The sequence below is a fragment of the Hyphomonas sp. genome (assembly GCF_018402285.1).
Taxonomy (GTDB): domain Bacteria; phylum Pseudomonadota; class Alphaproteobacteria; order Caulobacterales; family Hyphomonadaceae; genus Hyphomonas.
This window is the reverse complement of record NZ_JAGYJH010000004.1, coordinates 270813-297144: the sequence shown is the minus strand read 5'-3', so window position 1 is coordinate 297144 and position 26332 is coordinate 270813. Positions and strand designations below refer to the sequence as shown.

The following is a 26332-nucleotide window of genomic DNA, read 5'->3' as shown; positions in this document are numbered from 1 at the left end:
TTCCCCCTACCGGAGTTACAATCGGCCTTACAAACTTATCTGAGAGGTTCAGCCTCTCTGCGCTTCATGTTTCCTTTAGGATGACTGGGCCAGTTCTTGCAGGGAAAGACACAGCAGAAAGCTGAACGCGACGAACCATGATACGCCGTGCGCCGATCACCAGATTAAATCGACTTCGGCCGATTGCCGGGGCTTGCCTGCTTGGTGCGGCAGCCGCTTGCGCGTCCATAAATGGCACGCAGAACGCAGATCAGGCTGTTAACGCCACCGTCTCCAATGGCCAGTTCCGATTAACGGGCGTACCAGCCCCACTCGCCTCCCGCGCGAATGCCCTGCTGCAGACCGGAGAGCCTGCCCCGCGAAGCGTGCTTGAAAAACGCAACCGCGCCCAGTCGCTCGCCAGGCGTGTCGAGGACCTCCTGGCTTCTGAGGGTTATCTCGCCGTCGAAGTATTTCCAGAAGACATGACCACCCTGGAGGGCAGCTCTGAACTGCTGGTGCGCCCCGGCCCGGTGTTCACGATCGCCACGGTCAGCCTGGAAGGCGCCGATCCCATCGATGCCGAGACGCGCCAGGTAATCGACAGAGCCCTGGCCAGGCTGCCCGCCGGATCAAGCGTGCGAACGGCAGATGTGGAACGCACAGAGGCCGAAATCATTTCCCTGCTTCACGCCCGTGGGTATGCCTTCGCATCGAGCCCTGGCATAGACGCGCTGGCGTCAAGACAGGATGCCAACGTCGAAATCACCTACTCGGTATCCCCGGGCCCGCTGGTGCGCCTTGGTGATCTGGTGAGCGAAGAGACCGATCCTCGGTCCCAAAAGGCGATCGAGGTGCTCAAGACCTGGAAAGAAGGGGCAAGGTACACGCCTCGCACAGTTGACAGGCTGCGCACCCGCCTGCGGTCCAGCGGGCTTTATGAAGGCATTGGTATCGTAATCTCCGAGGAACCAGATCCCGATGGCTACCATACCGTTTCCCTGACGCTGGCAGAGGCCAAACCTCGCTCCGTGAGCTTTGGTGTGACCGCCTCTACGACTGAAGGCGTCGGCGCCGACGCCCAATGGGAAAGACGCAACATTACAGGACGCGCGGACAAGGTCACCGTTCGCGCCGAAGCCGCCACGCTTTCACGAAGCTTTACCGGCATTTACGAGCGGCCCAACATCGGGCGGTTTGGCCGCACGCTTTCTGCCGAGGCCGGCGTCAGGCAGGAAGAGACCAAGGCCTATGACCTTGACGGGCTCAAGGTCGGGGCGAGGCTCGCTCAACCCTTTACCCGCCAACTTACCCTGTCAGTTGGCGCGGCAGTTGACCTTACTCGGATTACCGATCAGCGAAGCCGCATCTTTCTCGGAGACCGCGAGCAGGTCACCTTTTCGATTCCTGTCACGGCAAATTACAGCGATGTCGGCGACCCTTTGGACCCTCAGGAAGGCATTCGAGGCTTTGCGACCGTAGAAAGCGGTGTGTCGGTTGGCGAAGGCACGCCCGGATACACACGCATGCAGGTATCGGGCGCCACATACAGGAAGATTGCAGAAAACCTGGTGGCAGCCGTTCGCGCCGAGTACGGCGCTTTCACCGGATCAAATGCTGTTCCAGCCGACAGGCTGTTTTTCGCCGGTGGCGGCGGCACTGTTCGCGGATATGAATATCAATCCCTCTCGCCGACAGATCAGTTCGGCGAGTTTCTTGGCGGCCGAAGCCTGTTTTCGGCGTCTGCCGAACTCAGGTGGCGGCGATCGGAACGGTTTGGATATGCGGCGTTCATCGATGCAGGCGCAGCCAGCGATGATGCAGGGAGCGTGTTTGGTGAAGCCAAAGCTTCGATCGGCTTCGGCGTCCGCTACTATCCCGGGTTCGGGCCCATCCGGTTTGACGTTGCAGCGCCGCTGAACAAGCGAGACGGCGACGCTCCGTTGCAAATCTATGTATCGATCGGACAAGCGTTCTGATGAAACGTCCGATCCTTCCCTTCAAGGGCTGGCGCAGCCGGCATCCCTGGCTTGCCGGCGCGCTTATAGCCGCGGCAAGCGGCGCGGCCATAATCGGCGTCGCGCGCATATGGATCACGACAGAGAGTGGACGCAACTTCATTGTCTCTCAACTCGACGGAATGGACATTGCTGGCTATGGCCAGCTAAGTGTTGAGGGCCTTCGCGGCGACCCTCTCTCGGATATGCGGATCGACAGGATCCAGATCATCAACGAAAGCGGAATGTGGGCAGAAGCCCGGGATATTCGCATGCGTTGGTCTCCCCTCTCTCTGCTGTCGCGTACACTCGACATAACAGAGCTGGATATCGACAATGCCTCCGTTTTCTCGCGGCCAGTGCGAGAGCCTCGCCCGCCTTCCGAAAGCGGTGGAACCTTCAAGGTAAACCTGAACGCTCTGGTTCTCGACAGGCTGGTGCTTGCCGAAGGTGTCGCGGGCGGTCAGTCTACTTCCGAAATCAGCGCGCGCTTCGTGCAGCAGGCAAACGGCGCGCTCGACGCGGCGCTCCGCCTTCGGCCAGTTGAGGGTCGCGGTGATCGCGTAGACCTCCTCATCGTAATGACAGCATCAAACCGGTTTGACATCACCGTCATCGCCGATGCGCCTGCGGACGGCATCTTTGCCCACATGCTGGAACTTGAACCTGGTTCGGCCGCGCGGCTGGAGGCAAACGGCGCAGGGGACCTGCGAAACGGCGTCGGGGAGGCGCGGCTATCGATTGACAGGGAAGACAGGGCATATTTTTCGGGAAAGGTCGAGGAAGGCCGATTGAGCGCATCGGCCAAAGTTGATGCGACTGCCCTTCCGTTTCCGGATGACTTTGTTGCCTTTCTGGGTACCTCGGCTGAAGCCTCCCTGTCGGCCAGTATCGACGAAGATGAAGCCCACTTCGAGTTGGATGGTCTCGTTGCTGAAGGCGAGGTGCATCTGGCAGGATTGGCCGATCTTGACACCTATGAACTGATTGGCCCGGCTCGTCTGAGCGCAGACATGGCATCGCTGCAGCCGTTCTGGGAAAATGGCGCAGGCGTCTGGCTTGATGGCGAACTGACCTACGCACAAGGCGATGCAGGCTATTCCGGTGATATCCGGCTTGTTGCCAGTGAAGAGACCATACTTCCGTTTGAAGCGGCTGCAGGGCACGTTTCGGTAGCCTTCGATGGCGGCTCTGTTCCCTTCTCCGGCAATCTTGAACTCCAGGGGCCATTTCCGGTTGGAGAGACCGCCGGCGCGGCGCTTGGGCCGACACCCACGGTGAACCTGAACGGCCGCTTCGACATCGCATCCGGCGCACTGTTGCTCGATGAAGCCGATCTGCAGCACAAAACAGGTTCCCTGCGCCTTGCTGGCGAGATCAGCACAAAGGCTGCACGGCTGTCACTCGCAGGCCGCTTGAACCAGTCCATCGCCCCGCTCATCCCGGGGCTTACTGGAAGCGCCGAAGGCATTTTGAGCATTGACGGGCCGCTGACCGCCTTTGATGTCTCAACCAACCTTTCACTTCGCAACCTGTCTGGGCCAGATACCGCAGCGTCTCTTGTGAATGGAGACGGGATGGCGGCAGCCACACTTTCTGTGTCCGGAGGTAATGTGTCCGCCAGAATGATGCGGCTGCGCTTACCGGGCCTCAGCGCTGACATCTCCGGGTCGATCGCCGGAGAGCGAGGCTTGAATCTGACGGTCGTTGCCGAGCAGAGGGCCGATCTGGCGCTCAGTGGAACACTGATCAATGCCGGAGCGTTGCAAGGCACGATATCCCGGGCAGGTCAAAAAATCCTGATCGAAGCCAGCAGCGAAGGCGGTCGCATTGAGAATGGCGCCAACGCTGTGCGAGATCTGACGATTTCCACATCTGTAGTCCAGGATGGAACCAGTTTGAATGGTCCCGTGCGGCTGACGGGGCGCTATGAGGAAGAACGGATCGATCTTTCTGCCATTCTTCAGCGTCAGCAAGGCTCGACAAGGATTGACGATCTTGCGGGCTTCCTGGGGCGCCTGCAAGTGGGTGGTTACGCAGATATCGGAGACAATGGGGATCTAAATCTGGCGACCCGCGTATCGGGAAAAGACTTCGTCTTCGGCGGCATAGAGTTCGGGCAGACAACGATCGACGCCTTTGCGCAGCAGACGTCAGATGCGCCGATGACGCTTTCTCTTGAAGCAGATGCCCGCAACGCGGTTTTCAGTGACGACCTTCGCTTTGAACGCATAAGGACGAATATCCAGACCACTGAGCAGGGCTACCAGTTCTCTGCTCAACTGGACGATTCCGCACGCGGCCGTGAAACGGACATGCAACTTTCAGGGCGGGCCACGCTCAACGGCGAAGCGCCCGGGGGCACACTGGCAATAAGGGGCAAGATCCTTGGTCAGAGCGTATCTACCCGCAGGGATGCGATCTGGCGCCTGGGTGGAACGCCCGAAATCGACACCGAGATCTCAATCCTCGGCGGTGTCGTGAAAGCCTCGCTCGTATCAGCCGGCACCGAGCCCGAACTGAGGTTTGAATTTGACGACGTTGATGCGGGCCCGTTGCTTGCGTCTCAGGGCGCGCCTGTAACTGCAGCGCGCATTGATGGGACGGGGGTGTTCATGCCTTATGGCGCATCCCCCTCAGGCAGATTCAACATTCGCACGAACAGCCCTGTCAGCGGTCTGGACGGCACAATTGAACTGGACGTCACCGGCAAACTCAATGCGCGCATGCTGTCGGTCAACGGGATCGCCAGTTATGGCCCGACGCTGGGCGGTGACTTCGCGCTAGCCTTGCCCGTCAGGGCGCAGGCAGGTGAGTTTGTCCGGCCCCATCGGGAGGGCGCGCTTCTCGGCAATGCGCGTATAAGCGGCGACCTTGAAGCGGTCCGCCAGATCGCACTGGCATATGGTCATGATATCGACGGAGACATCGACGTGACAGTGCGGGTCGCAGGAACACTTGGCACGCCTGAGATTGAGGCCCGGGCTGATATCAAAGACGGACTCTATGAGTATGGTGCAATGGGTTTCCGCCTGGCGCGCTTCGACATGAACGCAGCCTATGAAGCCGGCGCAATTGCGGTTGACGCGACCGGACAAGGTCCTGACGGAGGCAATCTGAAAGCTTCTGGCCGCATCGATGCGTCCGGCGAAGGTCAGGTCAATCTCGAACTCAAGCGGCTTCTCGTCTATGATCGCAGCTCCGACAACATGCGCCTGACGGGCAATGCAGCCCTTACGGAAACGGCAACAGCGCGAATCGTTTCCGGCAAGCTCAATGTCGATGAAGCCAGCTTCTCTCTGGACAATTTGCCTGCCCCAGGCGCACGGCGCCTGGATGTCAGGTGGCGCGAGGACATCTCTGATGAACCGTCCGATCCGGTTCTCGAGAAGCCAATCAGATATGATTTTCAGGTTCTCTCCGACCGCAGGATCTTCATTGATGGCCGCGGCCTCGACTCCGAATGGGGCGTGAATGTCAATGTTACCGGGTCGCCGTCTGCGCCTCTCCTGAATGGCCGGGCGAGCCTTGTAAGAGGCGAACTGGAACTGGCACGGCGTCCTTTCGTGTTTGATTCAGGGGTTGTCACTTTTGACGGCCCGCTCGACTCCGCGCGGGTCGCCATCAGCGCAGCGCGCCAGGTGGACGGCTTTTCGGCCCGCGTGGACGTTACCGGGTCGCCGTCAAACCCGCGGATCGAACTCTCGAGCACGCCGGACCTCCCGCAGGATGAAATCCTCGCACGCATGTTGTTCGGGCGGTCCATGATGGATCTTTCGGCACTGGAGGCTGCTGAACTGGCAAGTTCCATTGCCCGGCTCAGCGGCCAGGGTTCAGCGATTGATCCACTGGGTCAGATACAAGCCGGACTTGGTCTGGACCGCCTGCGACTCGGCATGAGCAATGAGGGAACAACTGAGCTGGGCGTCGGCCAATACCTTGCTTCTGATGTCTATCTGGAGGTGACAACCGCCGGCGCTGCGGGAAATTCAGTTGAGGTTGAATGGCAGCCCCGCCCGCAGATATCCGTGACATCCGAAGCCAGCTCGACCGGAGAATCACGCGTTTCTGTCCGATGGAAGCGGGATTACTAGTATTTAAGGCTTGTTCCAGAGGCTGCGGGCGTAAGCTGGAACTGCGCGTCACCCTCTCATACGTTATGCGCGAACCCCTTGGTATTTCAGATATTTGGCAGGTATTTCAGAAATTTATGAATCACTGCGCTTGCTTGAACGCCTGTCACTCAGGAGACAGAATAAAACCTAAAGGTGGAAAATGATGCAAGATGAAATGCGTACTGCTGGTTCCCGCTCTCCCACCAGGGTTGACCAACAGGTCGGCGAGAAAATCCGGGAACTTCGAATTGCCCAGAACTTCACCCTGTCGGAGCTGGGACAGGAGCTCGGGATCAGCCATCAGCAGCTGCAGAAGTACGAGACCGGGACCAACCGCCTGAGCGCAGGCATGCTCTCAAGCGTGGCGCGCGCGTTGCGCGTTCCGATCTCCGAGCTCTTCCAGACATCAGATGCCGCCTCAAGTGAAACCAGGGACCCGGTCAGCGAATCGCGCGCCCGGTGCCATGCCCTGATCGACCGGACGAGCTCTGTTGCAAAACTCGACACCATGGCCAAAGTCCTGCGAGCCCTGTCGGCCGACTGATTGCGCCCTCGGAGAAAAAAAGAGCCGGAGCGGCAACGCTCCGGCTCTTTTTGTGTTTGCAGAGGGCGTTATTTCACGCGCACGTACGGCCCGCGAAATGTGTAGACATCAGGCCCCATCGCCACGTCGAGATTGAGGTAACCCTCTACCCTGGCTCCCTGCGAATCGCGAATACGTTCTCCCGTGCCCCGCAAAAGGGTCTGTCCCGACCTGTCGTTGACTGACCAGCTCACGGGCGTCATCCCGCGTGCAGAAAATTCGGCACGCAGGCTTTCCGCGTCCCCGGCATACATTGGTAAAGGCGTCTCCAGCCTTCCTTCCACGCGAGCCAGCAGCTGTACGACATACAGGCGGCCATCCTGCTCGAAACTTCCAATGCCCACATGGCCGAACCCGCCCCGAAGCAGGTTTTCGGAATTTGACGGGTCGGACATGAGCGCGGCCAGGACTGAGCCGGGATCCGCCCCTGCCTCGGCAACCGCGATCATCGTGCCGAAGGAGCTATAAAGTGTCTGCCGGTCTTCCTGCCGAACTGTATCGAGCAGGCTGAGCCCCTCTGGCGTTACATCCGCCGCATACCGCCGCTCGGCCATATCTTTGGCATGAGCCTGAGCCACCATGGTGAGCGAGCCATGGGCCGTCAAACCGGCAAGGCCTTCGCTAAGGCGGGCATCCTGGACCAGTTGCAGCAATTGATCATCAAAATGTTCTGCTTCGCCAGGCGACGCCCTGGTGCCTGCCTCGCCTGGTGAGAGAAGGGCCGGTGCGACGGCTTCGGAAAGGGCCAATCCTGGCGCCGCAACCGCCAGCGCGAGGAGTGACAATGTTCTGTATTTCGACTGTAACATAACTGTCATATTAGTGGTTTTGTAGTTTTGTGTCAATGAGATACACGTAACTGTATCTTCCGTGTATTGATCGTTCTGCTCCGTTCACGGATCCCTTTCATACGTCATTAGACTGTCACATCCCTGCACTAACCGAGGCGCAGAGTTGGAGTAAATGTCGATGACAATCAGCGATGAGTGGCTGACATATACCTGGGTCCGCCTGCGGTCGGGCGTGGACCCCCATGAGGTCAAGCGGCTGCTTGCCCAGAATGGCTTTGATGAGGCCGCCATCAAAGCTCTCATGCGCGCCGCATACGGCGGACGGCGTCCGGTATCTGACGTTGATCACGAGGCATTGGCCAACGCTCCGATCACGAGGCGCGCGCAGTCCCACCCCCTTCTCCGCCGCGTACCTGCCTCCAGGGCTCAGCTCTACGTGTGGCCAAAATTCCTTGTTCCGGAAGTGTGCGACGAACTCGTCGCGCTCACTGACGCAAGGCTGAGGGCATCAACAACGACGGACGTTTTTGCGGATCCGAAAATCAGGACTTCGCGTTCCTCCGACATAGGGTCTCTGGGCCACAATCTCGTGATGCAGCTGGATGAACTGATCGCTGAAGCACTGGGTATCCATTGGTCGTATTCCGATGCCACACAAGCCCAGCGCTATGATGTCGATCAGGAATACAAGGCGCACTACGATTATTTCACGCCAGGCACGCGCGACTACCAGGTTCACTGCCAGTTTACCGGCCAGCGCACCTGGACCTTCATGATCTATCTCAATGATGTCGAAGAAGGTGGCGGAACCCGCTTCAGGCGGCTGGAGAAAACGATCATGCCGGAGAAGGGAAAGGCTGTGATCTGGAATAATCTGCACCCGGACGGAACCGTAAACCCCTACACAATCCATCATGGCATGAAAGTTCGTGCCGGGTCGAAATACGTCATCACAAAATGGTTCCGCGAACGCGGCTGGGGCGACATGTTCCCGGAGGATTACTCCAGTAATCTGTAGTGTGGCCGCGGAGTGACATAGGCTGGGCTGCCTGATCTGCTTCACGCAACTGTCATCTAAACTTCCCGTAAGTGTTGCAATCAAATCTTAAGGCTCCTGCCTGCGGGCAGGCGGCTGAAATCGTCTGGCGAGCGCGGCGGGGGGAACCGTCTGCGCGCCCGCTCAGGGTTCATGACGGAGACATTGATGTTGACCAATAAAAACTTCCGCGCGGTTCTGCTCGGCTGCGCTGCAGTTGCGCTGCTTGGTGCTTGCAGCGGCGCTGACGGCGTGGCCTCGCCCGGCGTGGGCGCGTTCGTACCGCCGCCAGCCGCGCCGCCTCCGCCCCCGCCCCCGCCTCCTGCGCCGCCGCCGCCGACCGGTGGTCCGGCCGCGAGCTGCCCCACCGGCTTTGCAAATGTCGGCGTCATCAGCGATCTTCGGAATTGTCAGCTTCCCAGCACCATCACCGGAAACCTGGTCGTCCCAAAAGTTGAAGGCACCATCTATTCCGTGTCCGGTCGCACGCAGGTCGGCACTGACGCCGGCAACAACCCGCTGAGCCCCATTCCGGGCAGCCAGCAGGGCATCCTGACAATTGAGCCTGGCGTCAGAATCTTCGGCAACTCGGGCGGCGATTACCTGCTGGTAAACCGCGGGTCACAGATATTTGCCGAAGGTACCGCAACTGACCCGATCATCCTGACCAGCCGCCAGAGCATCCTGGGTGAGACCAATGAAAACTCGATCGGCCAGTGGGGCGGTTTCATCATCAACGGCCGCGCCCCGATCACCGACGGATGCCCGGCAGGCGTAACCCCGCCCAGCGCGTCCTGCGAAGCACAGGTGGAGGGCTCGAATGCGTTCTACGGCGGCAACAGCCCGCTCGATAACAGCGGCCGTATCCGCTATCTGCGCGTCCAGCACTCCGGCTTCGAAATTGCACCGGATAACGAGCTCAACGGCATCACTCTGGCGGGTGTCGGCAGCGGAACCGTGTTCGAATATGTTCAGGTTCACAACAGCTCTGACGACGGCATCGAAATCTTTGGCGGAACCGTGAACATCCGCTACATCGTGCTCACCGGCAATGACGACGATTCCTTCGATACCGACTCAGGCTGGCAGGGCGCGTCCCAGTTCGGGATTGTCCGCCAGCGCACCCAGGGCGGCGACTACGGGTTTGAGACCAGCGGCAAAGGCGGCGTCGATACGTTCACGACACGCCCCTACTATGTGAACTGGACAGTGATTGCTCGCTCCGGCGTCGCCCGCGACACGGTGGTTCACAATTCCGGTCACATCGGCGTCATGTACAACTCCATCCTGGTGCATGAGGGCACCGGAACCCAGAACACCTGCTTCCAGCTGAACGGCGCGGCCACCCGCGATCGGGCAAACGGGTTTGGCACCAACGGGCCCCGCTGGAACTCGGTTCTCTTCTCCTGCCCGGCAGGCAGCTTCCGCGGCGCAGGCGGCGTAACCAACGCTGAAGTCGAGGCAATCCTCAATGCAGGTCAGAACAACGTCCTGAACCACACCTCGACCCTGACGAACTCGTTCGTCAACGGTGCGAACGAGGCCGCCGCTGTGGCAACCGCCTTCCCGACCACGAACTCCGGCGCAGGGGCGCCTGACGTCCCGGATGCGGTCATCGCCTTCATCCAGCCGGCAAATTATGTCGGCGCGGTCAGGGACGCTAACGACACCTGGTACCAGGGCTGGTCGTGCGGTCTGCCGGGCGAGCCGGCCTGCTGATTGGCCGCGATGATTGGGGGGGGCGCGTTCAGCGCCCCCCCCTTTCTCGTGTTTTCATAATAATATTCACAGGATCAGGATCCATGTCAGTCAATTCTCTGTCATTCAGAGCGCTGCTCATTGCCTCGGCAGCAATATTTGCGCCCACTTTTGCCAACGCTCAGGAAGCAGAGCAGGAACCTCAGGAAACCGTCGCCGACAGTGCTGAAGAAGGCCTGACACTGCAGGAAGTCGTCGTGCTCGGACGATACATCCCTGAAGTTCTCAGAAGCACGTCTGAGGTAGCAGCCTTTCTCGCTCCGGAAGATCTCGCGCGGCAGGGGGACTCCAATGCCGCTCTTGCGCTCACCCGGGTGACGGGGCTCAGCATTGCAGAAGGCCGGTTCATCTATGTTCGTGGCCTGGGCGAGCGCTATTCTTCCGCCCGTCTCAACGGCTCACCGCTACCGAGCCCTGAACCGCTGCAGCGGGTCGTGCCGCTTGATCTCTTCCCGACGAAGATTCTCGAGAATGTGCTCGTCCAGAAAACCTATTCGGTTGAATACCCTGGCGAGTTTGGCGGGGGCATCATTGATCTGCGCACCCTCAATATTCCAAGGGAAAACTTTCTCTCGATCAGCGCATCGGGCAGCTATAACAACGAAACCAGTCTCCAGGATGGCATCACCCATTACGGCTCAGAAACCGACGGAGCCGGCTGGGACAACGGCACCCGGAAAATCCCGGTCGCTGTCCGCCAGGCGATAGCGCGCGGACGTATCGATGAAGGCAATTTCACTCAACAGGAATTGCAGTCGATCGGACAGAGTTTTCGAAACGCTGAAATCAATCTGATCCAGAGCAATGACGAGCTGCCGCTGAACGGGTCCTATTCCATCAAAGGTGGCAGGACGTTTGACCTCAAAGGCACCGAACTCGGCCTGGTCGGCGTCCTTGGCTACAGCAATGGCTGGCAGAACCGCGAAGGTCGTCAGCAAGTCGGAGACCTGCAGGACACGCTCGTCCTCGAGCAGGACTATGAATACCAGCAATCAACCCAGAATGTCGGCTGGGACGCCCTCTTCGGCATGGGGCTGGATTTTGGGAATGACGAGATCAACTGGACCAATCTCATGGTACGGCGGACTTCGAAACTGACCAGCATCCGGGAAGGCGACAACCAGCTCGGTGCGGGTTTGTCGCGCGATGACCGGACGGGGTGGTATGAGCGGGAATTGCTGTCCTCCCAGCTTTCCGGTTCACATTATCGCGGGCCTTTTACTCTTGACTGGCGCGGGTCGGTGTCAACATCCCGGCGGGACGCGCCCTATGAGCGGGTGATCCGCTACGTGTTTGACGAGGTTGTGGACGGGTTTGTTTATGATCCGCGCAGTTCCGCATCGTTCAATTCCACGGCCTTCAGCTTTCTCGATGACAAGGTCTCCAGCGCGGGCGCTGATATTGAATACGTTCAGGCCCTCTCCTCGGCACGAGACATTACCTATTCGGCAGGGGTGGAGTATCTGAACAATGAGCGTCAGGGGTCTCAGCGCGAGTTCCGCTTCCTCGTTCCTAACCCGCCGCTCGATTTTCTGATCCAGCAACAGCGCCCGGACTTCCTGTTTGCAAATTACAATATCAGCCCCGACGGGTTCCAGTTGCGGGAAACCACGGCGCGGGAAGGGGCTGCAGGCTATGAGGCCGACCTTGAAGTCTCATCGGTCTATGCCAAGGTCGATGCTGAAGTCCTGCCGCTGGTTCGGGTTGCCTTCGGCCTTCGCTATGAAGACGCAACACAGACGGTGACGCCTCTGTCGATCGTTCTCAACGAAACAACACCGCTGGCCCCGCCATCGCTGGACAACCAGTATGTTCTGCCTGCTGCGACGCTTACCTGGAACTTTGCCGAAAACCAGCAGCTTCGTCTTGGCGCCTCACAGAGCATCGGGCGCCCCCAGTTCCGGGAACTGGCACCCCAGCAATACTTTGATCCGGAGTCCAGCCGGATCTTCATCGGTAACCCCTACCTCCAGGATACCGAACTCCTCAATCTCGATGCCCGGTATGAGTATTATTTCGACCGTGGACAGTCGGCGACTGCCGGAGTGTTTTACAAGCAGCTAGACAAGCCCGTGGAGTCGGTTGTCACCACTCAGAGCGCATCGACTTTCCAGACCTATCTCAATGCACCTCAGGCCGTGATCTACGGAACAGAGCTTGAGTTCAAGAAGGTCTTCGACAGCCCGCTGAGCGGCGCCTTCTTCGAGACCAAAGAGTTCCTGCTTCAGGCCAACTATACCTACAGCAAGTCAGAGCTTCAGGTCAGCGAAGGCGATGTTGTCTTCCCGCTTCAGGCAGGAGGACAATCTCGTCCGGCATCAGATTTTGTGATCGATGGCGAACGCCTGCAGGGGCAGTCCGAGCATCTGGCCAATCTGCAGCTGGGCTGGGAGGATGAGGCTGCCAAGTCCCAGGCCACCATGCTTGTGACCTACGCCAGCGAACGCACGACGGCGCGGGGACCGGGCGGCCAGCCTGACTTCGTTCAGGAACCGGGGACAATGGTCGACTTTGTCTACAAGAAAGGCCTCGAGATCGGCGGACGAGAGTTCGGATTCGATTTCAAGGTCCAGAACATCCTCGGCACGGACTTTAACGAATTCCAGAGCGGGAACGGCGGTTTCGTTCAGGTTAACCAGTATGAACTTGGAACAACCCTCTCTGTCGGCCTGAGCGCAGAGTTCTGAGCTCTGGTTAATTTTCTCCCCACTGGCGAAGTGGGATGAAAATCGGGGCACGGCCGGTCACAAGGATCTGCCGTGCCTCATTTTTGGGGTGAAAGGTTGTGTCTTTCTGGCTACTGAAAGACGGATACAACTGAACGGCAGAAAGTCGCGCCTGCCTGCTTCTTCAGGGCAGCATGCGTCTCAGAACTGTCGCACAAGTGTGATTAAGCGGGACGGGCGTCTTACGGGAGTTCAGGGCCAATGAAACTTTTCGGACCCGAAAGCGGCGCGAGGCTCGCCTATGGCTCAATCGGCCGTACCGCCCTGGAAGCAATCCTTGCGCTCACGACAGGCATACTCCTTGCCCGTTTTGCCTGGGTCGCCGTCGCTCCCGGGCAAGGGATCGAGCTGGCTCAGTCTCCACAGCTCCCCGCTCTGTCTGACAATGCAAAAACACCCAACGCACTGGCACTGCTGACGCAGACCAATCCGTTCCAGGCAGTCCCCGCCGCGGCAGATCAGATCGCTGTGCCGACGTCCCTCAATCTCAAGATAGCCGGCTTGCGCTGGTCAGATGGAGAAGCGGGGCAAGGCAGCGCGGTTCTTATCCTGCCTGACAGTTCCCAGAAACGGGTCTCGGTGGGTGATCAGATCATATCCGGCGCTGTCCTGGAGACCGTCGCGGCTGACCGTGTGTTTTTACGCTTCAATGGCCAGCTGCAGGAATTGCGTCTGAACGATCCGAACAAACCTCTGTTTGGGTCATCCCAGCCCGTTAGCCCGGCATCAACCCCGGATGGGCTGCAGGAACTGCCAGCTCCGGTCCGGACTGGCGCGGATGCACCACCTGCCACGACACCCGCACTGCTGATGAGCGACATAGACCTGAAACCTGAATTGCGGAACGGCGCGCTGTCTGGTTATCGCCTTGCTCCCCGCGGACAGGGCCATTTTGAAGCGGCAGGTCTTGAGCAAGGCGATCTCGTTTTGCGCGTAAATGGAAACAGTATCGAAGGCATGGGCCCTGAAGCGATCCAGAGTGCCGTGATGTCTTCTGAAACAATCGCGCTGGATGTTGTCCGCAACGGCGCAATCGTCCGCCTGCGGCTTTCTCCTGAATCTGGCCTCTCTCAATGACCAAGCGTATATTGCTGGCGGCAGCAGCCGCCTTCTCTGCCTCGCAGTTTGCTGCCGCACAGACCCCTGCCCCCTCCCAGGACCGGCACGTACTGAATCTGGAAGACGTCGAACTGAACACCCTCATAGAGGATGTTTCGATGCTGACGGGTTACACCTTCGTGACCCATCCTGACGTCCGCAAGGCGCGTGTATCTGTTGTCTCGCAAACACCCATGACAACACCGGAACTCTTCCAGGTGTTCCTGACAACCCTGCGCATCCAGGGCTTTGCTGCCGTACCGGCCGGTAAGGATACCTATCGCATCCTTCCTCGCGCGATTGCGTCAACCGAAGCTCCGATGTCGGGTCCGGGCGCCAATGCGTTCATTACCGAGATCATCAAGCTCGACCGCGCAAATGCGATGGAAGCAGCGCAGATGATCAAGCCCCTTCTCGATACGCAGGGTCAGGTCGTGGCCAATGCGGGCACCAATACCCTTGTTGTCGTTGATTATGCGTCCAACCTGGAAAGGGTGCGCCGTATCATCGAGACGCTCGACCGGGACCAGACCGTTATCGAAACGGTTGCGCTGTCCAATGTACCCGCCGTTGAAATGGAAACGGTCCTCACCCGCCTTCAGGGAGACCCCGCAGCGCAGCAGGGACAAGCTACATCCCGCCTGTCGGCTGTTGCATCGCAGACAAGCAACTCCATCATCCTGCGCGGCGACGCAACGACGGTCGAGCGCGCCAAACGCGTTGCCCTTGAACTCGACGCGACCAATCCGCAGCGGGATCATGTTCGCGTGATCACGCTGAATTATGCGGATGCAGCTGAAGTTGTGCCTATTCTGGAGCGCGTGGCAAACAGCATGGCCATGCAGCGCGCCCCATCCGAGACGGCGCCTGTTGCGCAGACAATTGCGCATCATGGCCCCACGAATTCGCTTGTCATCAGCGCCAACCCGGAAACCATCCTCGCGATGGAGCGGGTCGTTTCAGCGCTCGACGTCCGCCGGCCCCAGGTCATGGTGGAAGCCATCATTGTCGAGATGTCGGATGATGCAGCCCGTGAACTCGGCCTGCAGTTCCTTCTTTCTGGCACTGGCGGAGATGTGCCCTTCGCGTCCACGAACTTCTCCCGCGCAGCGCCCAACCTGCTCGCACTGACCGGCGCGCTGGTGACCGACGCATTCGAGGATCCCTCGTCTGCCAATCCCTTCCGGGATGCGGCCATAAGCTCCCTGACAGGATCATCAGGCCTCACGCTCGGATTTGGCGGCACATCCGGCGACAACCTCTTTGGCGTAATCCTGAATGCCGTTCAGGACGACACCTCTTCACGCATCCTGTCCACGCCCTTCGGGATGACGTTGAACAATGCGACCTCCGCACTGATTGTGGGTCAGGAAATTCCCGTTACCACCGGCCAGGTTCTGGGAGACGCCAATTCCAACCCGTTCCGAACTGTCGAGCGCAAGGACATTGGTATCCAGCTGGAAGTGACCCCCCGCATCGGCGAGAACGACACCGTCCGTCTCGACATCCGGCAGGAGGTTTCGAGCGTCTTCGGCAGTGTCGGAACGGTCACGCCCGACCTCATCCTCGACAAGCGGGAAATTCGCGCCAGTGTCCTTGCCGACGATGGCGAGATCATCGTGCTTGGCGGTCTTGTTGAGCAAACCGATACCGTTCGCGATACAAAGGTGCCTGTACTTGGCGACATTCCAGGTGTCGGCCGCCTCTTCAGATCGGAAGGCAAGGCCGCCACGCGCCGTAACCTCATGGTCTTCATCCGCCCGACGATCGTGCGCAGCAAGGCAGATGCGCAGGCCATAACACAGCAGAAGTATCTTTATGTTCAGGCTGAGGAACTGATGCGGGATCCATCATCGGGTGGATCGATCGATCAGTTTGTCCGGGAAGTTCTGGGTAGCAGCGGCCCGGTTTCCCAAGCGGTTGAACCACCGCGATAGTCTTCTGATGACACGCCCCCAGGTCACCTATTCATTTGCCCGGGATAAAGGCATCGTTGTCGTTCCCGGACGGCAGGAGCTGACCTTTGCGGTGCGCGACGGCGCCAATCCGGTCGCCCTGATTGAGGCGCGCCGGGTCGCGGGAAAACCCGTTCACCTGGAGCCGATGAACGCGGCGCAGTATGAACGACAGCTGTCAGAGAGCTTTGGCCAGTCCAAGCTGGATGGCAGCGCGGCAGAAGCGGCCGCCGGCACTGGCGGAGATCTGGAAAGTCTTTTTGACGGCCTTCCGCAGACAGAAGACCTCCTGGCCGGCAATACAGATGCGCCAATCATTACCCTGATCAACGGCCTTCTTCAGGATGCCATTCGCCGGCGCGCGTCTGACATCCATATTGATCCGTTTGAAGATAAACTCTCTGTCCGCTACAGGATCGACGGCGAACTCCAGGAAGTGTTCACTGCGTCGCGGCGCGTGGCGGCTCCGCTCGTCTCCCGCATAAAGGTGATGAGCCGGCTGGACATAGCCGAAAAGCGCATGCCTCAGGACGGGCGCATCTCGCTCACCCTGGGCGGGAGGGCGCTGGATGTTCGCGTGGCCACCCTGCCCACCCGCTATGGCGAACGCGTCGCCTTGCGCATCCTGGATACGAGGCAGGCCCTGCTTGGTCTTGAAGTTCTGGGGATGGACGACCCCACCGAACAGCGCTTCAGGAAGGCGCTGAGTGAGCCAAATGGGGTAATCCTTGTCACCGGCCCGACCGGATCTGGAAAAACCACAACCCTCTATTCGGCCCTTGCCCAGCTCAACACAGGCCGGGTCAACATCATGACCCTGGAAGATCCGGTAGAATACGGGCTTGATGGCATCAGCCAGACCCCGATGGACCACAAGGTCGGCCTCACTTTTGCAGCGACCCTGCGCTCCATTCTGCGCAACGATCCCAACATCGTCATGGTCGGCGAGATCCGAGACGCGGAAACAGCCGAAGTCGCTCTTGAATTCGCACTGACGGGCCGCCTCGCTCTCTCCACTATTCACACCAACAGTTCTGCCGGCGCGATCACACGCCTGCGCGACATGGGGATCGAAAGCTTCCTTCTGGCATCGACGCTTCGGGCCGTGCTTGCCCAAAGACTGGTGCGCAGGCTCTGCGGTCACTGCAAAGAAATCTACACACCTGCTGCCCCCCTGCTGGAGCGGCTGGGACTGGAGGATAAACCCGGCCTGACCCTCTGCCGCGCCACCGGGTGCCCGGCATGCGGCCATACAGGGTATGAAGGCCGGCTGGGCGTCTATGAACTGTTGCTCGTCGACACATCGATCCGCCGCCTGATCCATGACGGCGCCAGCGAAGAGGAAATAGAACGCGCAGCATTCGCCAAATCTGATATGTTGTTCCAGAACGGCATGCGGCATGTGTTGAGCGGCGAGACGAGCGCCGAGGAGCTGCTCCACGTCTGCCGCCGGGAGGCATGGTTCGGTGGCAGCGTTTGAATACAAGGCCCTGACAGCTGACGGCCGGCGCACCAGCGGCGTCATATCGGCCGACACAGCGCAGGCGGCACGGCGCGAATTGCGCGGCCGCCAGCTGACGCCCGTATCCCTGACCGAAGCGCGCGGTGAAAAGGCGCCTGGATTTGCAGGGTCTGGCCGGTTAAGCGACAAGGAACGCACCCTGCTCACCCGGCAGCTGGCCGTTCTGGTATCCTCGGGAATGACCATCGAGCAGGCCCTGACCGCGGCGGCCGGAGACAGCGACGCCTCGCCCCGGCGCGGCCTGCTCCTGGGCGTCCGGTCCCAGGTGATGGAGGGAGCGCCCCTGGCGGAAGCCATGCGGGCAGCGCCCCGCGCCTTCCCCCCCCTCTTTCGAGCGGTCGTCTCCTCAGGAGAGACGTCCGGCCGCCTCGGCCTCGTCCTGGATCAGCTCGCCCACCACCTGGAACGCAGCTACCGTCTGCGCACCCTTGTTCGCTCCGCCCTGATCTATCCTGCGATACTGGGCGTCATGGCCACATTCATGGTCACAGCCCTCATGGTCTGGGTGGTCCCCAAACTGGTGGAGCAGTTTGCCATGCTCGGGGCCGACGAGCTGCCACCTTTGACCCGTTTTGTCATTGGTTTGTCCGGGTTTGTTCAGGATTGGGGCCTGTTTGTCCTGCTGGCTGCCGGTATGTCCGTCTATCTGGTCCGCCTGGTTCTCAAGATACCGCGCTGGAAACTGCAATGGGACGGCCTCGTCCTTCGGGCGCCCTTCTTTGGCGACATGGCCCGAAAGGTCTCCGCCGCAAGGTTTGCCCGCATTCATGCCACAATGTCAGGCGCCGGAGCGACGGTCATCGAAAGCCTCTCCGGAGCCCGCAATGCCATGGGAAACCTCGTCTTCAGGACTGCGGCCGATCAGATCCTCGAGACCGTCCAGCGGGGCGGAGCCCTTTCCTCAGCCATGAAATCGACCGGCGTCTTTCCGCAGATGATGGTCCACATGGTCGCCAGCGGGGAAGCGGCCCGCAACGTTCCGGGCATGATGAACCGGGCAGCCGACTTCCTGGAGGACGAGTTTGAAACCGCCACAAATGTTGCGCTCGGCCTGCTCGAGCCGATGATCATCATCCTGCTCGGCGGCATCGTGGGCACCATAGTCCTCTCCATCATGCTGCCGATCATGCAGCTCAATACGCTTGCCCTAGGATAAAGGAGCGCATTCATGTCCCCTGTGACTGATCCAAAGACTGAAGAGAAACGCCGCCAGCAGGGCGGTTTTTCACTTGTCGAACTCATGGTTGTTGTCTTCATCATGGGCCTGCTTGCCACGCTGATTATCGTGAACGTTGCCCCTGTGGGCGATCGCTCCCGCGTCACCAAAGCCCAGGCAGACATCTCGAATCTGGAAAACGCCCTCGAACAATACAGTCTTGATCTCTACACATATCCATCAACTGATCAGGGCCTTGCCGCTCTGTCTTCCCCTCCCGCCGGGATTGATGCGACGCTTTACCGTCCGGGTGGATATATCCGCCGTGTGCAGAACGACCCTTGGGGCAACCCCTATCAGTATGCTTTTCCCGGCACGCGCTCCGGGGGCCGGTTTGACGTATTTTCCTTCGGCGCTGATGGTCAGCCAGGAGGAGAAGGTAACAACGCCGACATCGGCAACTGGGACTGACCGTTGCCGTGCAGTTTGTTGCCCCGCCTTCCTGGAAGCTGACCCTGACAACGCGCGCCTGCGCCTCACAGGCCGGCATCTCGCTGGTCGAGATGATGGTGACACTTTCCATCATTGCCGTGGCAACATCACTCATCCTCCTTACCGTTCCAATGCGGCCTCAGTTCAAACAGGAAACCGGCCTCCTTCAGGAAGTGCTTGAGCAGACAGCGTCCAGAGCCATGGTTTCCGGGCAGCCCATGGGGGTGATCATAGAGGGAAACTCTTACTCAGCTGCGGTCTGGCAGGATGGCACATGGCGCCTATTGAAAACCCATCTACTCCCTGGTGACATCAGACTTCAGATCGACGGGAAGCCGCAAGGACCAGGAGAAGCGGACGCACCTGTCGTACCTGCGGTGATCTTTGATCCACTCGGCCATACAAGGCCAGTCGCCATCGAACTCGTCCGGAAGGACATCCTGACGAGCCTGACCCTGGGTCCTGACGGCAAGGTCGAGGTAATTGTCCGCTGATGCAGGATCAGGCCGGGTTCTCGCTGATGGAAGCCCTGGTTGCTATCGCCGTCTTTGCGACAGCCGCTACGGGTCTCATATCCCTCAACACCAACAGTCTCCGGATAAGCGGTGAACTGAGCGACAGGGTGCTTGCCCGTCAGGTTGCCGAAAACATAGCCGTGGAAACGATCACTGATCCCCAATTGCTTATCATCGGCAGCGCGACAGGCGAAGATGTGCAGCGCAACCGAGATTTTGTTTGGGAACGCAACATCACCCCTGCCCCCCGACCAGACCTTGTTGAAATAACAATCCGCGTCCGCCGTCAGGACCAGGAGACCTATCTCAGCGAGGTGACACTCCTTGAACGCACGCGGGCGGAACAATGACCGGCGCTCGTTCCGCTCAGTCTGGCATCTCGCTGATGGAGACCCTGATCGCCCTGTTTGTTGTGGCGCTTCTGGCCACAGCAGGAGGGATCATGCTGACACAAACCCTGCGAGGCACCAGACTTCTGGAAGAACGCGGCACGGCTGCTACCCGCCTGCAAAGCGCAATGTCCATATTGCGCGATGATTTTTCCAGTTTTGTCGATCGCGCCAGCCGCACGGATGGAACATCTGAATTGCCTTCGCGCTTTTACGGCCAGCCGGTCCGCTCGGCTGACCGTGTCGTGACATTTGTCAGAAACAGCTGGTCGAATCCAGGTGATCTGCCCCGCAGCGACCTGCAGAGACTGGAGTACCGTTTCGAGGACGGCGCCCTGATCCGCAGGTCGTGGAGCGCGCCAGACACAGCCCCGGGCACAATTGTGTCCGACCAGGTTCTGCTGACCGGTCTTGACGAGATGTCCGTGAGGTATGGCCGGGAACGAACCTGGAAAACAGATTGGATCGTGGCGGCAGGCTCAACGGAAACTGAGTTTCCCGACAAGGTCGAGTTTGTTTTCACATTTGCAGAGGACGATACAATGCGGGCCGTGTTCCGGCTGGGAGGGACTGAATGATACCCTGTCATTCCCAACGCGGAGCCGCGCTCCTGTCGATTTTGCTGATCGTGGCCGCCCTGGCCGTTGCCGCTCTGATCGCAACCACTGCCATCGCGCGACAAACCGATCTTGCAAAACTGGCCGCGCGCCGGTCTGACGCTGGCTGGGCGGCCCATTCTGCAGAAGCGCTCGCCTTGAGCGCAGTCGCCGAACTGACCGCATTGGCAAACGGCCAGGTGACAGCGCAAACTCCCGGCCTTGGCGAACCGGTCGTCATTCCGGTAAAAGGAGGCATTGCATCCCTTGAAGTGCGCGATGCAACCAATTGCTTCAATTTGAACGCACTTGCGAATGCCGACGAAGGCGCCGCGACGCTCGCGCGCCTGTCCTGGGTTACCATGCTGAGCGATCTGGAGATACCGGCAACAGAAGCAAACAGCCTCGCGAACGCACTCGCTGACTGGCTCGACAGCGATGGCAACACGCGCCAGGGCGGCGCAGAGGACGCCTATTACCTCACTTTGAGCCCGCAATACCGCGCGGCAAATCAGGTCATGACGAGCCCGCGGGAGCTTGCCTCGATCCAGGGATATACCAGGTCCCTGCGGGATACCCTGGCTCCGGTCGTCTGCGCCCTTCCTGAAACCCAACCCTCCAGACTGAACATCAACACGCTTCGTCCCGAGCAGGCCTCGCTGCTGCGGGCGATCTATTCCCAAGCGCTCTCGATCACCACCGCAGAGCGCATAATTGCCGGCCGTCCCGAGCAAGGCTGGGCAGGTGTTGCCGACTTTGAGGCGCTGCCAGATGTTCGGGCGATCCCGGAGGGGCAAAAGCGGACAGAAAGCCTGTCAACAACGAGCTTTCTCTATCTTGCCGAAGGCCGAACGACCCTTGACGGCGGTAGCTGGCCATTCTCCTTTCTCATCTCCGCCAATGGCGGTAGTGAACCCGAAACGATCTGGCGCCGGATGGGAGAAGAATAGTGAAATCCATCCTTTATGTTGGCCTGCCTGTCCACGAAGGAGACCCGGTTCAGGTCGCCCGTGAACACGGTGACCGTCTCGAAATACTCACCCATCGCGGCCCTTTCGGAACGGCAAACTGTGTGGCATTTGCGCCGGCGACTGCCGTAGCGCACTTCAGGGCTCCCGTGCCCGCGCGATCGGAAACCGAAGCCTTGCGCGCCGCCCTCTACGCCATTGAAGATGAACTTGCCCAGCCTGTAGAGGAGGTCCATCTGACCCTTGGTCCGAAGGCGAGAGCCTCAATGGAACGAGATATCTATGTCGTGGATAAATCGGTGATGGCAGTCTGGCTCGCCGTCCTTGCAAAAGCCGGCATGTCTCCAGAGACCATAATTCCCGAACAGTCTCTGTTTACTGACATCGAACATTCCGTAGACCTTGGTGACAGGGTTATCCAGCGCGATGGCAACCGGATCATCGGAATTGAAACGACACTTCCTGCAGGTGTTCTCGATGCTTTGTCCGTATCTTCCCAATCAGAAAGTGTTCAGGACGGGCTGCAACTCATCCGGCTTGCAGAACGCAGCGCCACACGCAAGGGCGTCAACTTGCGAACCGGTCAGTTTGCTCTTGAGAAAAATCAGAAGCAGGGAGCCGGCGCCTGGAGAAAAGCCGCTGGAATAGCTGTTGCCGCAGTTTCGGTCTGGACGGGAACACTCATCCTGGAAGCCCACAATTACAATTTCGCGATCAGGCAAATGAACAGTCACGCCGCCGAACGCTACGCGGCGCTCTTCCCCGGCGCAGCAGTGCCCGGGGATATCGAACGCGCAACGCGAAGCATGCTGGCCGTGACAGGAACGCCGGACCGGCTGGAGTTTCGAACCGCCACCGCTGCTCTCTATGAGGCTGTCGCGCTCAATCCGGGCATTTCAATTTCAGCATTGACCTTTGACAGGCAAGACAACCGGCTGTCAGCCCGGGTCAACATGAACTCATCAGAAACGGAAGGGTCAATCGTGGCTTTTCTTCAAAGCAGAGGATTCCAGGTAAGCACGGCACAATCGGGTGAAAATGAAAGCGCTCCGTCTACGGAGATCACTTTGGAGCCAATTCCATGACCGCCTGGTGGAGTTCTCGCACGACACGTGAAAAGGCACTTCTGAGCGCCGCCGCCTTCTTGATGGCCGTTGCATTGATCTGGCAACTGGTCTTGCGCCCGGCAATCAACACGCTCGAAACCGCAAAGTTCAATCATGACCGGGCTGCCCAAACTCTGGCGCGCCTTGACCGCATCGAGACACTCCTGGAGCAGGGCCAGGCCATTGCGCCCGCTCATGTTTCTTCTGCGGGGCAGTCCTTGCCCGCGCTTCAGGCCGGCGCCGCCAGCGTGGCCGAAGATCTTGGATTGTCTGTAACCCTCTCTGCAAGTGCGGGCAGTTCAGCTATCAGGTTTCAGGTGACGAACGCACCGGGCCAGACCTTCTTCAAATGGGTGGAGCAGGTGGAAGCCGGCCTTGGTTTAGCCGTCATTTCAACGTCCATATTACAGAACCCTGACGGCACCCTGGACGCAGAACTGGAATTTGGAATGGATACACCACCATGATGCGCTTCCTGTTGCTTTTCTTGCTGATCGCCGGTTTCGTTATTGGACTGATCGTGTTTGCGCCTCTGAGTTTTATCCTCAAGACGACTGGCGCGGCAGACCGCGGTTTAAGCTGGACATCCGTGGACGGCACACTCGCGGGTGGCAGGATAACCGGGCTCAGGGCCGGGCAGGACCTTCTTGGCGATGCCAGTCTGAAACTCAATCCGGCCTCTCTGCTTGGCCTTGGAATCGAGTACAACTTTGACTGGAGCGGTCCTTCTGGTGAGGGAAGAGGTCGCGCAGGGGCATTCGCTTCGGGGACAATGGAGCTTCGCGACTTTGATATCGAGCTTGATTTCGCAGCGCTCGATGGCGCTGCCGCGTGGATCCGGCAGTCTGGGGGAAAGGCTCGTCTTACCGGAGATCTGATCCGCTTCCGCAAAGGAACATGCGACACGGCAACCGGACAAACCTGGAGCGACGTTCTCGACAAGAACTCTGCTATCCTTGGTCCGGGCTGGCCTGATCTTTCCGGCAATCTTACTTGCGAAGGCGAAATGCTCCTGATTCCGCTACAGTCGAGAAGCCCTCTCGGAACGCAACTCGACGCTGCGGCGCGCTACAGACCCGGGGGCGATGCCAGTGTCGTCGCGCGTGTATCCGGCGTCATCCCGCAGCAGTTCCACTATGGCCTTCCCCTTGCTGGCTTTGCGCCCGATGCCGGCACATATGTATATCGCTACCCCGCCAGTGTTCAGGACCTGTCCCAATGATCCGCCTGTTTCTTGTTTCAACAGCTTCCCTGCTGCTTGCAGCGTGCGCTACCAAATCAGATGAGCGCCCGGAAACGTCTTCTGTCCAGGTAAGGGACTCTCCGGTCTCGCAGGTTCCACCTGAGGGCTTGCCTCCGCAGAGTCTCGCAGCCGGGGAATGCGGCCTGTTTCTTTGGGGCATGGCCGCGCCCCGCCGCTTCACCTTCTTCACCGAGTCATCCTCCGGAGAGGCCCTCATCCTGCTGGATGAAGCGCCTCAAAAGCTGATTGTAACGGACACAAATGGCGATGTGTTCGGCCAGTTTTTCACCGATACACACTATCTCTCGGCCGATGGGACATGGTCGGTAAACCTGAGCCTCAAGCCCGGAGAGCTTCTGGAAGGCGGCCAGAGAATTGAATCCGGACGGCTTGTCACGACAGGCGCAGACGGTTGGGAAACCGTCCTGCCGGTCACAGGTGTGCGCGCCTGTATCCCAGGCTGAAGGACCAGGTTTCAGGTTAGCAGGTCGACGGGAACGGCAAGAGAATCCGCGAGGCGTTTGGCCGTCTTCAAGCCGTAAGACATGCCCCGTTCAATTGCAGAGATATGGTTGGGCCGTATTCCGCAAAGCTCGCCGAGTTCTTTCTGCGTCATCAAGCGGAATTGCCGGACCACGCGGACGGGATGTTCGCCATCATTGATGCGTTTGAGCAGCGCAGGCGGAAGCGCCACAAGCCCCGGGTCAGCGCCCTTTACGCGGCCACTGGTAATTTCCTTCAGACTGCTCTCCAGCTCAGCGACCTTCTGCTCAAGGTCGATTACACGAATCTCAAGCGAATAGACGAGTTTCGGATCCTGCATGATACCTGCTGCCCCTGTCACACAGCCTGCAGCGCTAATGGGGTTCCGCTACATTTCGGTGTCGGCTCTGATAATGTTTTGTGTCAGTGCGCTAACACTCGATCACATTGACCGCGAGCCCGCCCTGGCTTGTCTCCTTGTATTTGGATGACATATCCAGACCGGTCTGCCGCATGGTTTCGATCACCTGATCCAGCGAAACCTTTGTCTGCTCGAGCGAATGCAGGGCAAGGCGCGCCGCGTTCGCCGCTTTCACGGCGCCAATTGCGTTACGCTCTATACAGGGGATCTGAACCAGACCGCCGACAGGATCACAGGTAAGCCCGAGATTGTGCTCCATACCGATCTCGGCGGCATTGGCGACCTGTTGGGGCGTGCCCCCCCAGACGGCCGCCAGCCCGCCGGCGGCCATGGAACACGCAACTCCCACCTCCCCCTGACATCCCATTTCGGCACCCGAAATGGACGCGCGCTGTTTGTACAGAAGCCCAATCCCGCCCGCCGTCAGAAGGAACTTCCGAATTCTGGACCGGGCATCTTCTGTATCCGCACAATAGTGCCGGATCACGGACGGAATGATCCCGGCAGCGCCATTGGTCGGCGCCGTCACAACCTGCCCCCTGCTGCGTTCTCCTCATTCACTGCCATCGCGTAAACGTTCAGCCAGTCGAACAGCTGCTCACGTTCGTTTGAGGGCGGACCGTCCTGCAGTTTCTGCCAGATATCCGGTGCCCGCCGGCGCACTCTAAGGCCGCCTGGAAGCTCCCCCTTTCGCACAAGTCCCCTGTCGATGCAGGCCATCATCACCCCGGCTATCCGGTCGAGTGCCTCGTGGGTCGCAGTCCGGGGCCGCTTTGTGTCCTCATTCGCAAGGATCACCTCATCAATACTCAGCTTTTCCGACTGACACGTGGCGAGTAATTGCGCCGCGGAGGTAAACCCGAATGGTACAGGCTCCCCGACAGCCAGGATGTCACCTTCTACCGGCTTTTCCAACTGCTTGCGCGTCGCAATGAAGCCCCCGCCAGTCGAGTACCAGGTCTCATCGGCGATTGTGCTGCCTTGTGCATTGAAAGCCCGGACCCGCAATCCGTTCGGGTGCAGGTCCGGCATGACATCATACGCAAAACGTATATCCGTCTCGGGATCAAACCTGATCTTGCGTCCGTCAGACACCAAAAGCAGTTTCTCCTTGTACGCAAGCGCGACCAACCGGTCGGCTTCTTCAGGATCGAGTGTTTCTGGCTCCAGGCTGAGCAAGCCGAGCACCACAGCCTTCGGTGTGGCGTGCCCCACACCGGTAAGTGCCAGTGAACCTTGCAGCTCGGCCTCAATGCCGACTGTGTCTGCAAGTTTTCCGCTGTTGGCGAGTTGCGCCATGAACCGGTTACCGATCCGGATCGGACCTACCGTGTGCGAACTCGAGGGACCGATACCGACCCTGAAAATATCCAATACCGACAGCATCTGAAGAGACGGTTTCC

At 59.4% G+C, this 26332-nt stretch carries 21 protein-coding genes and 1 pseudogene; 19 read left to right on the top strand and 3 right to left on the bottom strand.

What is annotated here, in order from left to right:
* The first annotated feature begins 137 nt into the window (after positions 1–137).
* From KG722_RS11155 to KG722_RS11145, 3 genes are all read left to right on the top strand, one after another.
* Positions 138–1958, top strand: coding sequence for a BamA/TamA family outer membrane protein (locus KG722_RS11155; RefSeq protein ID WP_213271854.1), 1821 nt, complete (start codon positions 138–140; stop codon positions 1956–1958).
* Positions 1958–6070, top strand: a complete 4113-nt coding sequence (locus KG722_RS11150) for a translocation/assembly module TamB domain-containing protein (protein ID WP_213271853.1) — start codon at positions 1958–1960, stop codon at positions 6068–6070. The genes KG722_RS11155 and KG722_RS11150 overlap by 1 nt, the downstream gene beginning before the upstream one ends.
* A 196-nt stretch (positions 6071–6266) precedes the next feature.
* Entirely contained in the window at positions 6267–6635 is a 369-nt protein-coding gene (locus KG722_RS11145) for a helix-turn-helix transcriptional regulator (RefSeq protein ID WP_213271852.1), read from the top strand.
* Between the two features lie 68 nt (positions 6636–6703).
* Here KG722_RS11145 and KG722_RS11140 read toward each other — a convergent pair whose 3' ends face one another.
* The gene (locus KG722_RS11140) at positions 6704–7423 is read right to left on the bottom strand and encodes a CAP domain-containing protein (protein WP_213271851.1); all 720 of its coding nucleotides are present in this window, start codon (positions 7421–7423) and stop codon (positions 6704–6706) included.
* A gap of 214 nt (positions 7424–7637) precedes the next feature.
* Between KG722_RS11140 and KG722_RS11135 the strand changes: the two genes are divergently transcribed.
* The 16 genes from KG722_RS11135 (at position 7638) to KG722_RS11060 (ending at position 24489) form a co-directional block, all read left to right on the top strand.
* Positions 7638–8483, top strand: a complete 846-nt coding sequence (locus tag KG722_RS11135) for a 2OG-Fe(II) oxygenase (protein WP_213271850.1) — start codon at positions 7638–7640, stop codon at positions 8481–8483.
* Between the two features lie 186 nt (positions 8484–8669).
* Positions 8670–10220 (top strand): hypothetical protein, encoded by a 1551-nt coding sequence (locus tag KG722_RS11130; protein WP_213271849.1) that lies wholly within the window; start codon positions 8670–8672, stop codon positions 10218–10220.
* A gap of 83 nt (positions 10221–10303) precedes the next feature.
* Entirely contained in the window at positions 10304–12946 is a 2643-nt protein-coding gene (locus tag KG722_RS11125) for a TonB-dependent receptor (protein ID WP_213271848.1), read from the top strand.
* 240 nt (positions 12947–13186) lie between these two features.
* On the top strand, positions 13187–14062 hold the full coding sequence (locus tag KG722_RS11120) for a type II secretion system protein N (RefSeq protein WP_213271847.1): 876 nt from the start codon (positions 13187–13189) through the stop codon (positions 14060–14062).
* Positions 14059–16020 (top strand): type II secretion system secretin GspD, encoded by a 1962-nt coding sequence (gene gspD, locus KG722_RS11115; RefSeq protein WP_213271846.1) that lies wholly within the window; start codon positions 14059–14061, stop codon positions 16018–16020. Before KG722_RS11120 ends, gspD begins: the two co-directional genes overlap by 4 nt.
* Before the next feature lie 7 nt (positions 16021–16027).
* The gene (locus tag KG722_RS11110; RefSeq protein WP_213271845.1) at positions 16028–17518 is read left to right on the top strand and encodes an ATPase, T2SS/T4P/T4SS family; all 1491 of its coding nucleotides are present in this window, start codon (positions 16028–16030) and stop codon (positions 17516–17518) included.
* Positions 17505–18716: a type II secretion system F family protein gene (locus KG722_RS11105; RefSeq protein ID WP_213271844.1), complete on the top strand. Its 1212-nt coding sequence runs from the start codon at positions 17505–17507 to the stop codon at positions 18714–18716. The genes KG722_RS11110 and KG722_RS11105 overlap by 14 nt, the downstream gene beginning before the upstream one ends.
* Before the next feature lie 12 nt (positions 18717–18728).
* Positions 18729–19187 (top strand): type II secretion system major pseudopilin GspG, encoded by a 459-nt coding sequence (gene gspG, locus KG722_RS11100; protein ID WP_213271843.1) that lies wholly within the window; start codon positions 18729–18731, stop codon positions 19185–19187.
* A gap of 8 nt (positions 19188–19195) precedes the next feature.
* The gene (locus KG722_RS11095) at positions 19196–19702 is read left to right on the top strand and encodes a GspH/FimT family pseudopilin (protein WP_213271842.1); all 507 of its coding nucleotides are present in this window, start codon (positions 19196–19198) and stop codon (positions 19700–19702) included.
* Positions 19702–20073 carry a type II secretion system minor pseudopilin GspI gene (gene gspI, locus KG722_RS11090; RefSeq protein WP_213271841.1) on the top strand — a complete coding sequence of 124 codons (372 nt, stop codon included), beginning with the start codon at positions 19702–19704 and terminating at the stop codon, positions 20071–20073. The genes KG722_RS11095 and gspI overlap by 1 nt, the downstream gene beginning before the upstream one ends.
* Complete coding sequence (gene gspJ / locus KG722_RS11085) at positions 20070–20690, top strand: type II secretion system minor pseudopilin GspJ (protein WP_213271840.1); 621 nt, start codon at positions 20070–20072, stop codon at positions 20688–20690. The genes gspI and gspJ overlap by 4 nt, the downstream gene beginning before the upstream one ends.
* Positions 20687–21658, top strand: coding sequence for a type II secretion system minor pseudopilin GspK (gspK, locus tag KG722_RS11080; RefSeq protein ID WP_213271839.1), 972 nt, complete (start codon positions 20687–20689; stop codon positions 21656–21658). The genes gspJ and gspK overlap by 4 nt, the downstream gene beginning before the upstream one ends.
* Positions 21658–22761, top strand: a complete 1104-nt coding sequence (gene gspL / locus KG722_RS11075) for a type II secretion system protein GspL (protein ID WP_213271838.1) — start codon at positions 21658–21660, stop codon at positions 22759–22761. The genes gspK and gspL overlap by 1 nt, the downstream gene beginning before the upstream one ends.
* Positions 22758–23249 (top strand): type II secretion system protein GspM, encoded by a 492-nt coding sequence (gspM, locus tag KG722_RS11070; protein WP_213271837.1) that lies wholly within the window; start codon positions 22758–22760, stop codon positions 23247–23249. The genes gspL and gspM overlap by 4 nt, the downstream gene beginning before the upstream one ends.
* Complete coding sequence (gene gspN / locus KG722_RS11065) at positions 23246–24004, top strand: type II secretion system protein N (protein WP_213271836.1); 759 nt, start codon at positions 23246–23248, stop codon at positions 24002–24004. The genes gspM and gspN overlap by 4 nt, the downstream gene beginning before the upstream one ends.
* 179 nt (positions 24005–24183) lie before the next feature.
* Entirely contained in the window at positions 24184–24489 is a 306-nt protein-coding gene (locus KG722_RS11060; protein ID WP_213271835.1) for a hypothetical protein, read from the top strand.
* Positions 24490–24500: 11 nt separating this feature from the next.
* Here KG722_RS11060 and KG722_RS11055 read toward each other — a convergent pair whose 3' ends face one another.
* Entirely contained in the window at positions 24501–24848 is a 348-nt protein-coding gene (locus KG722_RS11055; protein ID WP_213271834.1) for a helix-turn-helix transcriptional regulator, read from the bottom strand.
* 91 nt (positions 24849–24939) lie between these two features.
* Positions 24940–26315, bottom strand: a pseudogene (locus KG722_RS11050) (L-serine ammonia-lyase).
* Between the last annotated feature and the right edge of the window lie 17 nt (positions 26316–26332).